The organism is Herbaspirillum sp. meg3, from assembly GCF_002257565.1.
Lineage (GTDB): Bacteria > Pseudomonadota > Gammaproteobacteria > Burkholderiales > Burkholderiaceae_D > Herbaspirillum.
The window spans coordinates 4,551,150-4,564,526 of record NZ_CP022736.1; the positions used below are offsets into that span (position 1 = coordinate 4,551,150).

Sequence of the window (13,377 nt, forward strand, 5' to 3'; positions counted from 1 at the left end):
CTACATGCCATTTCAACTTCACCGACGCAAAGCACTGCAATGGTTCCTGATGCTGCTGGCAGCGGTCATGCTCAGCGCCTGCGGCTTCCACATGCGCGGACCGGCGCAGCTGCCGTTCAAGTCGATTTACGTCGGCTTTTCCGGTAACTCGTCTCTGGGCACCGAGCTGAAGCGATACATCCGCGCCAGCGGCGTGGAGGTCACGGACAAAGCCACCGAAGCGGAAGCGATCCTGCAAGTCTTGGCTGACACGCGCGAGAAAAAGATCCTGTCGCTGAACACCAACGGCCAGGTGCGCGAATACAGCCTGTATCAACGCTTCAGCTTCCAGGTCAAAGACCAGGCCGGCAAGGTGCTGATTGCGCCGGCATCGATCGTCCTCAAGCGCGACATCACCTATGACGCTAACCAGGAACTGGCGAAGCAGGCAGAAGAAGTGCTGCTGTACCGCGACATGCAAACCGATCTGGTGCAACAGATCCTGCGCCGCCTGTCCGCGACCAAGACCAACGTCGACGAAACTGTTCAGGAATAACAGATGCAGCTGCGGCTAGACGCGCTTGAGACGCACCTGGCGAAATCACTGTCGCCGCTCTATGTCATCGCCAGCGACGAACATCTGCTGGCGCTTGAAGCTGCCGACAAGATCCGCAAGACCGCACGCGCCAACGGCTATACCGAACGCGACGTGCTCGTCGTCGAACGCAGCTTCAAGTGGGGCGAACTGCTCGCCGCCAACCAGTCGCAATCGCTGTTCGGCGACAAAAAACTGATCGAGCTGCGCATCCCCACCGGCAAACCCGGCAAGGACGGCGGCCAGGCGTTGCAAGAATATGCAGCCAACCTGAATCCCGACAACCTGACCATCATCAGCCTTCCCAAGCTGGATTGGGCCACCGCGAAAGCGGCCTGGGTCGGTACGCTGCAACAGGCCGGCGTGTATATCGACATTCCGCTGGTCGAGCGCGCACATCTGCCCGGCTGGATCGGCAACCGCCTCGCTGCCCAGCAGCAGAGCGCCGACCGCCAATGCATGGATTTCATCGCCGACCGCGTCGAAGGCAATCTGCTCGCGGCGCATCAGGAGATTCAAAAGCTCGGCCTGCTCTATCCCACCGGCAAGCTGACGTTTGAGCAAGTGCATGACGCCGTGCTGAACGTGGCACGCTATGACGTCTTCAAACTCAACGAAGCGATGCTGTCGGGCGACGCCGCCCGCCTCATGCGCATGATGGATGGGCTGAAGGGCGAAGGCGAAGCGCTGCCGCTGGTGCTGTGGGCCGTGGCCGAAGAAGTGCGCACGCTGCTCAAGCTCAAATCCGGCGTCACACAAGGCAAGCAGCTGGGCATGCTGCTCAAGGAATACCGCATCTGGGGTCCGCGCGAAAAACTGATGGAGCCGGCACTGCGCCGCATCAGCCTGCCGACGCTGCAGACCGCGTTGCAGGAAGCCGCGCAGATCGACAAGATGGTCAAGGGCTTGCGGGCGAAGGCATTTTCCGGCGACGCCTGGGATGCGCTGTCGCAGCTGGGCCTCAAGCTCGCACGCGGCTACTGAGACGCTACTGAATTTAGTTTAGAGAACACATCATGACGATCGACATCGAACAATACATGACCGACATCGGCCAGCGCGCCCGCAAGGCATCTCGCGCCATGGCCAAGGCAGACAGCGCCGCCAAGAACCGCGCGCTGACACTCATCGCCGCCGCCATCCGCCGCGATGCAGATACACTGCGCGCCGCCAATCAGCAAGACCTGGCCGCCGCACGCGCCAACGGTTTGTCGGATGCCATGCTCGATCGCCTGACGCTGTCGGACAAAGCTATCGCCACCATGGCCGAAGGCCTGGAACAGATCGTCGCCCTGCCCGATCCTATCGGTGAAATTTCCAACATGAAGTACCGCCCGACCGGCATCCAGGTCGGCCAGATGCGTGTCCCGCTGGGCGTCATCGGCATCATCTACGAAGCACGTCCCAATGTCACCGTCGACGCGGCGGGCCTGTGCATCAAGAGCGGCAACGCGACGATACTGCGTGGCGGTTCTGAAGCCATTCATTGCAATCAGGCGTTGGCGAAACTGGTCAAAGAAGGTCTGGCCGGCGCCGGTTTGCCGCAAGACGCCGTGCAAGTGGTCGAGACCACCGACCGCGCCGCCGTCGGCGCGCTGATCACCATGACCGAATACGTTGACGTCATCGTACCGCGCGGCGGCAAAGGACTGATCGAGCGCCTGATCAAGGAATCCAAGGTACCGATGATCAAGCATCTGGACGGCATTTGCCATGTCTACATCGACGACAAGGCCGACCTGCAAAAGGCGCTGGACGTCGCCTTCAACGCCAAGTGCCACCGCTACGGCACCTGCAACACCATGGAAACTCTGCTGGTGGCGCGCGCCATCGCGACCGACGTGTTGCCGAAGCTGGCCGAGCTGTACCGCACCAAGGAAGTCGAATTGCGCGGCGACGCTGAAAGCCGCCAGATCCTGGCCGGTTATCCGCTGCTGAAAGAAGCCGTCGAAGAAGACTGGAGCACCGAATACCTGGCGCCGATTCTGGCTGTGAAAATCGTCGCCGACATGGACGAAGCAATCGAGCACATCAACACCTACTCGTCGCAGCACACTGACGCCATCGTCACGGAAGATTACACCCGCGCCATGCGTTTCCTGCGCGAAGTCGATTCGGCTTCGGTAATGGTCAATGCCTCGACGCGTTTCGCCGACGGTTTTGAATACGGCCTCGGTGCCGAAATCGGTATCTCCAACGACAAACTGCATGCACGCGGCCCGGTCGGTCTGGAAGGACTGACTTCGCTGAAATACGTCGTATTGGGACAAGGACAAGTACGCCAATAAGCGTTACTGTTTTACCTCTCAGCCAATCGCCAAAAAGGAAACCACATGCTCTGGATCAAAGCCCTGCACATCGTATTCATTGCCTCGTGGTTCGCCGGCCTGTTCTACTTGCCGCGCATCTTCGTCAATCTGGCGCAGGAAACCGAAATCGTTGTCAAAGAACGTCTGCTCGGCATGGCGCGTCGCCTGTATCGTTTCACCACCATTCTGGCGATTCCGGCGATCGCGCTGGGCTTGTACCTGTATCTGGTCATCGGCATCGGCAAAGGTCCGGGCAACGGCTGGATGCATGCCAAGCTGGCACTGGTGATTCTGGTGATCGGCTATCACCATGCCTGCGGTTCGCTGCTCAAGAAGTTCGAAAACGGTCAAAACAAGCGCAGCCACACCTGGTTCCGCTGGTTCAACGAAGTCCCGGTATTATTGCTGTTGGCCATTGTGATCCTGGTCGTCGTCAAGCCGTTCTGATTGTTGCCGCTCCACTTTCGATTCACCCGACCCACCTTTTACGGAGTCCTTCATGGGCAAAGTATGTGAATACTTCTTCGCGCCGCATTCCCCGTTTGCTTATCTGGGACACGCGCGTTTTGTCGCTTTGGCCAAGCAGTACGACGTGCAGGTCGTGCTCAAGCCTTTCGACCTGAGCAAGATTTTCGGCCAGTCCGGCGGTTTGCCGCTGGCCAAGCGCGCGCCGCAACGCCAGGCGTATCGACTCAAGGAACTGGCGCGCTGGAGCAAATTCCTCGGCCTGCCGATGAACCTGCAGCCGACTTACTTCCCGGTGCAGAGTGACGCCGCCGCACGCCTGATCATCGCCACGCAACTGGCGCACGGCACCAACGCCGCGCTGGAGCTGACCGGCGCCGTCATGCGTGCGATCTGGGAAGAAGAAAAGAACATCGCCGACAACGACACGCTGCTGGCAATCGCCAACGGCCTTGGCCATGATGGCGTGAGCCTGCTGAAGTCTTCCGAGACCGCGAGCGTGCAGGCCGAATTTGATCGTTTTACCGAAGAAGCCACCGCGGCCAATGTATTCGGCGCGCCCTGGTTTGTCGTGGACGGCGAAGGCTATTGGGGTCAGGACCGGCTCGATTTCGTCGAACGCGCATTTGCAGAAAAGTAAGTTGCCGAGGCTAGTATTGCATCGGCAATTGCAGCAAAAAACAGTATTCAAAGATTCGTCATTCCCGCTCCGGCGGGAATCCGGCAACGTTGATCGGAAGATGCCTCAACGCCGCCGGAAGAAGCAAGCAACAACTACTGCATCACGACACTGGGTCCCGGCATTCGCCGGGGCGACGGCGTGTTGTGTGCACAGGCATCACTCTCCATTCAACGGACAAAAGGTACCCCTTATGAGCACCAACTATTCCTATTTCTGCCCCTGCCCGCGCGGTCTCGAAGTCGCCCTCGCGGAAGAACTCAACGAGATCGCCCAACTGGCCGGCCCTGACGCCAATCTGAAAGTTCATACGCAGGTTCCCGGCGGCGTGCATTGCTCCGGCAGCATGATCGGCGCCTATCAGCTCAACTTGCGTTCGCGCATCGCCAGCCGCGTGCTGCTGCGCCTGGCGCATGGCTCCTACAAGAACGAAAACGACATCTACGACATGGCGCTCGAACAGGAGTGGGAAAACTGGTTCGAGGTGTCCCACACGATTCGCGTCGACGTGACCGCGGTCAAGTCGCCGCTGCGCAGCCTCGAATTCGCTACGCTGAAAATCAAGGATGCTATCTGCGACCGTTTCCGCGAACGTTTCGACGAGCGCCCGTCGGTCAACACCAAGACACCGGACATGCGCATCTCGGGCTTCCTCGATGCACACACGTTCACCCTCTACCTCGACACCTCCGGTGAAGCGTTGTTCAAGCGCGGCTGGCGCGATGACACCGGCGAAGCGCCGCTGCGCGAAAACCTCGCAGCAGGCCTGTTGCGTACCAGCGGTTGGAAGCCGGGCATGGTGCTGTTTGACCCGATGTGCGGCTCCGGTACTATCCTGGCCGAAGCGGCACAAATGCTGGCCGGCATCCCACCGGGTGCACACCGCCGTTTTGCGTTTGAGAAGTTCGATAACTTCGACGCTGAAGCCTGGCTGGCGATCAAGGGTGATTTCAAGCCGAATCCTCTGCCGACCGTGCCAACGATTTTCGGCAGCGACATCTCCGGCGACATGGTCAACATCGCGCGCAACAATCTGCGCAAGGCAGGCATCCAGTTCGAAGTGCCGCTGAAGCAAATCGAGGCGCAAGAAGTGAAGCCGCCGGTGGATGCCAACGGCAATCCGACCACCGGCATCATGCTGACCAATCCGCCTTATGGCGAGCGTCTGAGCGTGCGCGGCGATGCCGCCGTGCCGACCGACGAGCTGTTCATTGCCTTCTTCAGCGCTTTCGGCACCACGCTCAAGCAGCGTTTCGCAGGCTGGAGCGTATTCCTGTTCTCGGCCGACCTCGGCCTGCCGAAATTGTTGCGCCTGAAAGAAGCTCGCAAGACACCGTTCTTCAACGGCGCCCTGGAATGCCGTCTGTTCCGCTTTGACATGGTGGAAGGTTTCAACCGCCGCGAGGCCGCCAAGCCCAAGCCAGATCGGGCTTAATCCTTAATGGCGGGGGAATTGTCTCGATTGTCAACGCAATCGAGACAATTCATCCCGCCGCGCCTTATTTATCCCGGACTCGCTTTTCCTTACAGTTACTCCCATCGAAGCCAATCCTGGCCTCATTCATCTTCGGGAGCTAACATGACCACTACCATCAATACCAAAGCCGACTACGCCGCCTTCCTGCTGCGCGTAACTTCCGGTTTGTTTTTCCTTGCCCACGCCGCGATGAAGATTTTTGTCTTCACCTTGCCCGGCACCGCTGCTTTCTTTGAATCGCTGGGCCTGCCAGGCTTCCTCGCGTATCTGGTCATTCTGTTGGAAGTGGTTGGCGGCATCGCACTCGTCATCGGCTTCTACGGCGATCTGCTGGCGATTCCCCTGGCCATTGACCTGGTCGGCGCCATCGTCACCGTGCACGGCAAGAACGGCTTCTTCTTCTCCAACCCCAAGGGCGGCTGGGAATATCTGGTCATGTGGATTGTTGCGCTGATCGCAGTCTATCTGCTCGGAAACGGTGCCTTCGCCGTGAAGCGTAAGAGTCTGAACAACGCTGCATAATCGTCAGTAAAACGTTTTCCCCGGGGCTGCGGCCCCAATTCTGGACTGGATTGGAGTACATCATGTCTACCGCACTGCCTTCGCTTTTCGTTTCCCACGGTTCGCCCATGCTGGCGGTTGAACCTGGCAAGACCGGCCCGCTGTTGCGCAGCATCGGTGAACGCCTGCCGGCACCGAAAGCCATACTCGTCGTATCGCCGCACTGGGAAACCCAGACGCCGCGCGTCGGCAATCTGGCCAAGCAGCGCGTGATCCATGATTTCGGCGGCTTCCCGCGCGAATTGTATGAGCTGGATTATCCTGCCGCCGGTTCGCCGGAACTGGCAGAACGTGTCGCCGGCTTGCTGCGCGACGCCGGCCTGCATGCGCAGACCGACGACGGCTGGGGCCTTGATCATGGCACCTGGGTACCGCTGCGCTATCTCTATCCGCAAGCGAATATTCCGGTCGTACAGCTATCGCTGCAACCGCATCAGCCGCCGTCCTATCACTATAAGATCGGCCAGTTGCTGGCGCCGCTGGCGAAAGAAGGCATCCTGCTGATCGGTTCAGGCAGCTTCACGCACAACCTGCGTGAACTGCGTCGCGGCGATCCGACTGCCCGGGGCGACTCGGATAGTGCGCCGCACACCATCGAGTTCCTGCAATGGTTCCTGACGCAGATGCAGGCGGGCGATCTGGAAGCGCTGCTGGACTATCGCCACTCGGCGCCGCATTCGGTGCGCACGCATCCGACCGATGAACATTTGCTGACCTTGTTCTTCGCCATGGGCGCCGCCGACGACTGGACGCAACTGGTGCATCTGGACAGCGGTTCGACGTATCATAGCCTGCGCATGGATGCCTTCGCCTTCGGCACCCAGTCGTCCATCCTCGCGGATTTACCTGCTGCTGCCTGAACCTGTCCTGAGAGAATCGCTTGAACAAATTGCGCGAAATCGAATGCTTCATCGCTGTCGCCGAACTGGGCAGCTTCGTCAAGGCGGCCGACGCCCTGAACGTGTCCAAGGCGGCGGTTTCGCGCACGATTCTTGAACTGGAAGCCCGGCTCGGCGCGCGCCTGATGCAACGCACGACGCGCCGGCTGTCGCTGACCGAAGCCGGTTCCCTGTATCTGGAACGCTGCAAGCACATCGTCTCGGCGCTCGAAGACGCGGATCAGATGCTCACCGTCGGCAACACCGATCCGACCGGTCTCTTGCGCATCAACGTGCCGCAGACTTTCGGCGTGCTGCATCTGGTCAACGTCTGGCCCTGCCTATTGCGCCGCTATCCCGGGATCAAGCTCGACATCACGCTGTCGGACCGCATCGTCGACATCATCGAAGAAGGCTACGATCTCGCGATCCGTATCGCGCGCTTGCCGAACTCCTCGCTCATCTACCGCAAGCTGGCGTCAACCCGCATCGTCGTCTGCGCCTCGCCCGAGTATCTGGAAAAGCACGGGACGCCCCGGCATCCGGACGACCTCAAGGATCATATGGTGATGGGCTACAGCTATTCGGCCGACAAGGACGAGTGGCATTTCGAAGGCCCCGAGGGCGCCGTCAGCGTCAAGACCAACGTACGCATGCACGCCAACAATGGCGACACCTGCGTCGCCGCTGCGCTGGCCGGCATCGGCATCACACGCCAGCCGACCTTCATGCTGAGCGAATATATCCGCAGCGGCAAGCTGGTGCCGATCCTGCCCGGCTACATGTCCGCCGAACTGGGCATCTATGCGGTCTACCCGAGTCGCACGCATTTGCCTGCCAAGGTGCGCGCCACCATCGACTTTCTCGTGCATGCATTTGAAGAAGTTCAATGGGAAGACAAATAGAACCCAACTCTTTGTTCATCCCGCTACGGATGGACGCGTATAAAAAACGCTCATCGAGAGTCCTCATTTTCCTGACCATTTCCTGACCAAGTGAAAAAATCCGCAGCCTCGCGGATTTTTTTTCATCTCCCTTTTCAGCGGCTCGCTTAAGGCGCACAATCCGGCCTCGCGATAAGTGGTCTGACCATTGGACCGATTTCTTTTTCTCTCAGCACACAGGCGGATTTTGCTCGTATCTATCGATGCGAACTCAGCGCGAACGGCTTGACATACTATTCGGATTGATTCAAAGTGACCACATTACAGACTATATGTCCACATATTGGACATTAAAACAGCCTGAAGCATCCGAAATCGCTGAAAAACCTGAGGAGAAGACACATGCAACCCACTACCCCAGAGGCATCAAAGATGATGCCCTACCAATACCCGAACCCGAAAGAAGCGCCACTGGAAATCGTGGTCGGCTCCGCCATTCCCGAAGATGAAAAAGTCTGGGTGCCGCAAGCCGAGAACGTTTGGTTCCGTCCGCTTTGCCTGAACGTGTCGCAAGGTTACTGGACCAACCTGCTGCGCGTGCGCAAGTCGGGTGTGCTGAGCCGCCATCGTCATCCGGCTCCCGTGCACGGCATGGTGCTCAAGGGCCGCTGGCGCTATCTGGAACACAACTGGATCGCCGAGCAAGGCAGCTACGTGTTCGAGCCGCCCGGCGAAACCCACACCCTGTACGTGCCGGAAGACGTGGAAGAAATGATCACCTACTTCCATATCACCGGCGTGATGTACTACTGCGACCCGTTCGGCAAGTTCGAAGGCTATGAAGACGTCTTCACCAAGCTGGAAATGTGCAAGGCGCATTATGAAAAGGTCGGTCTGGGCGCCGACTTCGTGCAGCAGTTCGTGCGTTGAGGATGTGAGCGATCCCATGAGCTACGCACAAGCCGATTACAACTTTCAGGGCGCAGTCGCCGTGGTCACCGGCGGTACCGGCGGCATCGGCGCCGCCATCAGCGCCCGCCTGGCGCAAGCTGGTGCAGAGGTAGTCTGCTGGGATCTGAAACCCGCAGTCGATTCGCTCTACACCCAAGACACTGTTGACGTCACCGACCCGGCTTCGGTCGATGCGGCGACACAGCGTCTGCTGGCCTCGCGCGGCCGCATCGATTTTCTGGTCAACAACGCGGGCTACGCCGGCTCGACCGTGCCGCTGGATGAGTATGACGTCGCCGAGTGGCACCGCATCGTTGAAGTCAATCTGATGGGTGTGTTCCACACCTGCCGTTCGGTGGTGCCTGCCATGCGCGCCGCCGGACAAGGCCGCATCGTCAACATCGCCTCGCTGGCAGGCAAGGAAGGCACGCCCAACGCGTCCGCCTACAGCGCCTCCAAGGCTGGTGTAGTGGCGCTGACCAAGTCGCTCGGCAAGGAACTGGCCAACGCCGGCATCCTCGTCAACGCGCTGGCGCCGGCCGCAGTCAAGACCACGCTGCTGGAACAGATGAGTCCGGCGCACGTCGCCACCATGATCAGCAAGAGCCCGATGGGCCGCCTCGGCTATGTCGAGGAAGTGGCCGAAATGGTGGCCTGGCTTTGCTCGGGTTCATGTACGTTCAACACCGGTGCAGTGTTCGATTTGTCCGGAGGACGCGCAACTTATTAGTACTACCAGCCCGACTGCCACAAGCGGCCGGACATTTTTTCGCAGCACGGCACACAAGCACCGCAAAGACGGCGCAAGCAGGTGATGTCGCTCAGAAGCTGTTTGCCTGCAGCACTTTACATTCACATTGGAGACAACATGGAAGTCCAAAAGAGCAGCAAGCTCAAACGTATTCAGTGGGTTGCACTGACGTTCCTGATGCTTGCCGGTATCGTCAACTACCTCGACCGCAGCACGCTGTCCATCGCCAACCATTCCGTCAGCCAGGAGCTGGGATTGAGTGCATCGGAAATGGGCCTGCTGCTGTCCGCATTCTCACTCGCTTACGCATTCTCGCAATTGCCGATCGGCGCGATGCTCGATAAATTCGGCGCACGCGTAATGCTCGGCGCCGGCATGATGGTCTGGTCGGTGGCACAGCTGGCCGGCGGCTTCGTCGGTTCGCTGCATCAGTTTCTGGTAGCCCGCGTGTTCCTCGGCCTCGGCGAAGCGCCGCAGTTCCCGGCCGGCGCGAAAGTGGTTTCCGAATGGTTTGCCGTGCGTGAACGTGGCGGCCCGACCGGTATCTTCGTCGCTTCGTCGACCATCGGCCCTGCGCTGGCGCCACCGATCCTGACCGTGCTGATGCTGTCGTTCGGCTGGCGCATGATGTTCGTCATCATGGGTATTGCCGGTATCGCCGTCGCAGTGGGCTGGTATATTTTTTACCGCAACCGCAATGAAGTCGAACTGACGCCATCCGAAATGCTGTATCTGGCCGACGGCACCGACAACGATCCAAACGCCAATGCCAAGCTGACCTGGCACGAGTGGAAAGGCCTGTTCAAATACCGCACCACCTGGGGCATGCTGTTCGGCTTCATGGGCGTAATCTATATGGTCTGGCTGTACCTGACTTGGTTGCCTGCCTACCTCGAACATGAACGTCACCTGAGCATCGCACGCACCGGCTGGGTGGTGGTGATTCCGTACATCTTCGGCACGCTGGGCATGCTGTCCTCGGGTTATATCGCCGACGGCCTGATGAAGCGCGGCATGGCGCCGATCCGCAGCCGCAAGTGGCCGATCTGCGCCGGTCTGATCGGTGCGGGCGCGTTTACCATTCCTGCCGCCTACACCCCGAGCACCTTCATGGCTATCGTCTACATCTCGCTGGCGATGGCGTTCGTGAACATGGCAAGCGGCGGCGCATGGGCACTGGTCAGCGTGGCGATTCCACGCCGTCTGGTCGCTTCGCTGGGCAGCCTGCAGAACTTCGGCGGCTACCTCGGCGGCTCGCTGGCTCCATTGATCACCGGCATCGTGGTCGACAAGACTCATTCGTTCGTCAATGCCTTGCTGATCAGCGCCGCCGTCGCCTTTGCTGCTGCGCTGGTGTACATGTTCGTGGTGAACAAGCCGATCGAAGGCGACCGGGTGGCAGCGTAATTTTATTTTCGATCTGAAGGAAAGCACATGACATTCACTCCCAATCTGTTCCAGGGTAAAACCGCGCTGGTCACCGGCGGCACCCAGGGCATCGGCGGCGCAGTGGCGCGCCAGCTCGCCGCCATGGGCGCCAAGGTCATCGCGGCAGGCTTGCCGCCGTTCGCCACGGAGGAGTTCAGCGGCACCGGCATCACGCTGGCTGAACTCAACGTGGCGTCCGAAGACAGCGTCAAAAACCTGTTCGCCGGCATCAAGCAACTCGACATCGTGATCAACTGCGCCGGCATCATCAAGCGCGGCGCCGAACACGAAGTCGATGTCTTCGAACAGGTCATCGCCGTCAACCTGACCGGCACCATGCGTGTCTGTTCGGCGGCGCGTCCCTTGCTGAAAGAAAGCAAGGGCTGCATCGTCAATCTGGCATCAATGCTGAGTTTCTTCGGCGGCGGTCTGGTGCCGGGCTACAGCGCCAGCAAAGGCGGTGTCGCGCAACTGACCAAGTCGCTGGCAATTGCCTACGCGGCCGATGGTATCCGCGTCAACGCAGTGGCGCCCGGCTGGATCGCAACGCCATTGACCAAAGCATTGCAGGAAGACCCGGCACGCTCCGGCCCTATCCTGCAACGCACGCCACTGAATCGTTGGGGTACGCCGGAAGACATCGGCAACGTCACCGCATTCCTGTGCACGCCGGCCGCTTCCTTCATGACCGGCGCCGTCGTGCCGGTCGACGGCGGCTATCTGGTGTCGTAGTGTTTTTCCGCAGTACCTGATCTGCCTTTTTCCGGTGCCGTCCAGATTGGCGGCGCCGGAAAATCCCTCGGCTATAATGCGCCTCTGCAGTCCTCCGCCTTCCCGTCCTTTGCGCCCGACCGCCTGAAACTATGCCGACTTCCGATACCGCTGCCGAAGAGAATCCAAAGATTGCCGGCACTGCCGCGTTCTCCAAATTCATAGCCGTTCTGCAACTGATCGCCGATCAGGAAGCACCCTTGTCGATTGCCCAGTTGAGCGCGCAGAGCGGTTATCCGCGCCCCACCGTCTATCGCATCCTCGCCGCGCTGATGGCCGAAGGCATGGTGGTGGAAAATCCACGCACCACGCATTTTGAACTCGGCCCGCGTCTGATCAACCTGGCCAGCAAATCGTGGGCCAAGTCCGATATCCGCACCGCCGCCATCGACGCTCTGCACACGCTGCGCGACACCACGCGTGAAACCGTCCACCTCGCAGTGCCCAGCGACAACGGCATGGTCTACATCGAAAAACTGGAGAGCCCGCAAGCCGTGCGCATGACCTCGCGCGTCGGTACCCGCGTAACGCTGTATTCCAGCTCGGTCGGCAAAGCTTATCTGGCTGCGCTGGGTAAAGAACAACGCCGCAGTCTGCTCCGCACTGTCAAGATGCAGAAGTTCACCGAGCACACCATCACCGATCCCGAAGCGCTGCACGCTGAAATCGCCATGACCGAACAGCGCGGCTATGCAGAAGACCGCGAAGAAAACGAAGCGCAGATTTTTTGCCTGGGCGCCGCCATCCGTGGCAGCGACGGCGCACCGGTCGCCTGCATCAGCATCAGTATTCCAGTCTTCCGCAAACATGAAGACCTGCAAGCCACCTACATCAATCCACTGCTGGCAACCTGCAAAGCCATCTCACTGAAGCTGGCCGGCCCGCGATAAACCGCGGTTTATTGCATTCCGCACTCACGCTTCTCGCTTACACAGCTTAACGAAGTGTTACCAATTGCTTCCCCTGCGCATGACAGGCCGGGGAACTGGTTAAATCCAGCTTTCCGTTTGACGAAAGCACGCAATGAAATATGCGGTTCTCCTTCCCCGCTTCACCTCTTTTCTGCAGGCTGCGGCACTCTCGCTAAGTCTGCTGGCGCTGACGCCGATGCCCGCACAGGCGACGCCGCTGATGGATCTGTTCCCGGAAGACATCATCAATACAGTGCAGCAGCTCAAACCTGACCTGAACCTTAACCCCAACCAACAAATACTCTGGCGTCAGACCGAACAGAAGACACTCGCTATCGTGCGGCAACATCAATTGCGGCGTGATCGACTACAGGCAGAAACTGCACGCAACATGAGCAAACCTGGTTTTGAGTTGCGCGATCTTGGCCGCGCAGTAGAACAAGAATCAGCGCTCTCGGAAGAAGACAACCGTCAACTGCGCGAACTCTGGCTGACCGTCGCTGATGCGCTGGATGATACGCAGCGGCAGGCAGTTCAAACCTTCATCGCCGACCGTTTGCAGCGCGCGGCAGAACATGGCGGCAGCGCTCCGGAAAAGGGTGAAGGCGGCCGCATGGGCGGCAAGCGCGGTGGCGGAGGTAGTAGCAGCGGCGGAATGGGAGGTTCCAGCGGCATGGGTGGCATGGGAGGGTCCAGCGGCGGATCGCAATTCTGACGTGAGGTCGCGCAGGACGATGC

Annotated in this window: 15 protein-coding genes; all 15 read left to right on the top strand. The window is 59.7% G+C overall.

The genetic code is table 11. From position 1 onward, the window contains the following. Positions 1-4 precede the first annotated feature (4 nt). The 15 genes from lptE (at position 5) to hmeg3_RS20555 (ending at position 13,354) form a co-directional block, all read left to right on the top strand. Complete coding sequence (lptE, locus tag hmeg3_RS20485) at positions 5-535, top strand: LPS assembly lipoprotein LptE (RefSeq protein ID WP_094565378.1); 531 nt, start codon at positions 5-7, stop codon at positions 533-535. Positions 536-538: 3 nt separating this feature from the next. After that, entirely contained in the window at positions 539-1,558 is a 1,020-nt protein-coding gene (gene holA, locus hmeg3_RS20490) for a DNA polymerase III subunit delta (RefSeq protein WP_094565379.1), read from the top strand. A 32-nt stretch (positions 1,559-1,590) separates the two neighbouring features. Next, positions 1,591-2,862, top strand: a complete 1,272-nt coding sequence (locus hmeg3_RS20495; protein ID WP_094565380.1) for a glutamate-5-semialdehyde dehydrogenase — start codon at positions 1,591-1,593, stop codon at positions 2,860-2,862. A 45-nt stretch (positions 2,863-2,907) separates the two neighbouring features. Beyond that, entirely contained in the window at positions 2,908-3,330 is a 423-nt protein-coding gene (locus tag hmeg3_RS20500) for a CopD family protein (protein ID WP_094565381.1), read from the top strand. Positions 3,331-3,382: 52 nt separating this feature from the next. Beyond that, entirely contained in the window at positions 3,383-3,988 is a 606-nt protein-coding gene (locus hmeg3_RS20505; RefSeq protein ID WP_094565382.1) for a 2-hydroxychromene-2-carboxylate isomerase, read from the top strand. Positions 3,989-4,220: 232 nt separating this feature from the next. Beyond that, positions 4,221-5,462, top strand: a complete 1,242-nt coding sequence (locus hmeg3_RS20510; protein WP_094565383.1) for a class I SAM-dependent RNA methyltransferase — start codon at positions 4,221-4,223, stop codon at positions 5,460-5,462. Positions 5,463-5,606: 144 nt separating this feature from the next. Next, the gene (locus hmeg3_RS20515) at positions 5,607-6,026 is read left to right on the top strand and encodes a DoxX family protein (RefSeq protein ID WP_094565384.1); all 420 of its coding nucleotides are present in this window, start codon (positions 5,607-5,609) and stop codon (positions 6,024-6,026) included. Between the two features lie 62 nt (positions 6,027-6,088). Beyond that, a complete protein-coding gene (locus tag hmeg3_RS20520; RefSeq protein WP_094565385.1) occupies positions 6,089-6,925 on the top strand; it encodes a dioxygenase in 837 nt (278 codons plus the stop codon). Positions 6,926-6,945: 20 nt separating this feature from the next. Beyond that, entirely contained in the window at positions 6,946-7,848 is a 903-nt protein-coding gene (locus hmeg3_RS20525) for a LysR family transcriptional regulator (RefSeq protein WP_094565386.1), read from the top strand. A gap of 381 nt (positions 7,849-8,229) precedes the next feature. Next, on the top strand, positions 8,230-8,757 hold the full coding sequence (locus hmeg3_RS20530) for a 2,4'-dihydroxyacetophenone dioxygenase family protein (RefSeq protein ID WP_094565387.1): 528 nt from the start codon (positions 8,230-8,232) through the stop codon (positions 8,755-8,757). Positions 8,758-8,773: 16 nt separating this feature from the next. Then, positions 8,774-9,508, top strand: a complete 735-nt coding sequence (locus hmeg3_RS20535; RefSeq protein ID WP_094565388.1) for an SDR family NAD(P)-dependent oxidoreductase — start codon at positions 8,774-8,776, stop codon at positions 9,506-9,508. A gap of 138 nt (positions 9,509-9,646) precedes the next feature. Beyond that, entirely contained in the window at positions 9,647-10,936 is a 1,290-nt protein-coding gene (locus hmeg3_RS20540; RefSeq protein WP_094565389.1) for an MFS transporter, read from the top strand. Between the two features lie 27 nt (positions 10,937-10,963). Further along, the gene (locus hmeg3_RS20545) at positions 10,964-11,689 is read left to right on the top strand and encodes an SDR family NAD(P)-dependent oxidoreductase (RefSeq protein ID WP_094565390.1); all 726 of its coding nucleotides are present in this window, start codon (positions 10,964-10,966) and stop codon (positions 11,687-11,689) included. Positions 11,690-11,820: 131 nt separating this feature from the next. Continuing rightward, positions 11,821-12,618, top strand: coding sequence for an IclR family transcriptional regulator (locus tag hmeg3_RS20550; RefSeq protein ID WP_094565391.1), 798 nt, complete (start codon positions 11,821-11,823; stop codon positions 12,616-12,618). A 133-nt stretch (positions 12,619-12,751) separates the two neighbouring features. Then, a complete protein-coding gene (locus tag hmeg3_RS20555; protein ID WP_094565392.1) occupies positions 12,752-13,354 on the top strand; it encodes a hypothetical protein in 603 nt (200 codons plus the stop codon). Positions 13,355-13,377: the final 23 nt, after the last annotated feature.

What these genes read in the sequence shown, in the direction of transcription:
- lptE (WP_094565378.1), top strand. Translation starts at nt 5, where the DNA reads ATGCCATTTCAACTTCACCGACGCAAAGCACTGCAATGGTTCCTGATG.
- holA (WP_094565379.1), top strand. Translation starts at nt 539, where the DNA reads ATGCAGCTGCGGCTAGACGCGCTTGAGACGCACCTGGCGAAATCACTG.
- hmeg3_RS20495 (WP_094565380.1), top strand. Translation starts at nt 1,591, where the DNA reads ATGACGATCGACATCGAACAATACATGACCGACATCGGCCAGCGCGCC.
- hmeg3_RS20500 (WP_094565381.1), top strand. Translation starts at nt 2,908, where the DNA reads ATGCTCTGGATCAAAGCCCTGCACATCGTATTCATTGCCTCGTGGTTC.
- hmeg3_RS20505 (WP_094565382.1), top strand. Translation starts at nt 3,383, where the DNA reads ATGGGCAAAGTATGTGAATACTTCTTCGCGCCGCATTCCCCGTTTGCT.
- hmeg3_RS20510 (WP_094565383.1), top strand. Translation starts at nt 4,221, where the DNA reads ATGAGCACCAACTATTCCTATTTCTGCCCCTGCCCGCGCGGTCTCGAA.
- hmeg3_RS20515 (WP_094565384.1), top strand. Translation starts at nt 5,607, where the DNA reads ATGACCACTACCATCAATACCAAAGCCGACTACGCCGCCTTCCTGCTG.
- hmeg3_RS20520 (WP_094565385.1), top strand. Translation starts at nt 6,089, where the DNA reads ATGTCTACCGCACTGCCTTCGCTTTTCGTTTCCCACGGTTCGCCCATG.
- hmeg3_RS20530 (WP_094565387.1), top strand. Translation starts at nt 8,230, where the DNA reads ATGCAACCCACTACCCCAGAGGCATCAAAGATGATGCCCTACCAATAC.
- hmeg3_RS20535 (WP_094565388.1), top strand. Translation starts at nt 8,774, where the DNA reads ATGAGCTACGCACAAGCCGATTACAACTTTCAGGGCGCAGTCGCCGTG.
- hmeg3_RS20540 (WP_094565389.1), top strand. Translation starts at nt 9,647, where the DNA reads ATGGAAGTCCAAAAGAGCAGCAAGCTCAAACGTATTCAGTGGGTTGCA.
- hmeg3_RS20545 (WP_094565390.1), top strand. Translation starts at nt 10,964, where the DNA reads ATGACATTCACTCCCAATCTGTTCCAGGGTAAAACCGCGCTGGTCACC.
- hmeg3_RS20550 (WP_094565391.1), top strand. Translation starts at nt 11,821, where the DNA reads ATGCCGACTTCCGATACCGCTGCCGAAGAGAATCCAAAGATTGCCGGC.
- hmeg3_RS20555 (WP_094565392.1), top strand. Translation starts at nt 12,752, where the DNA reads ATGAAATATGCGGTTCTCCTTCCCCGCTTCACCTCTTTTCTGCAGGCT.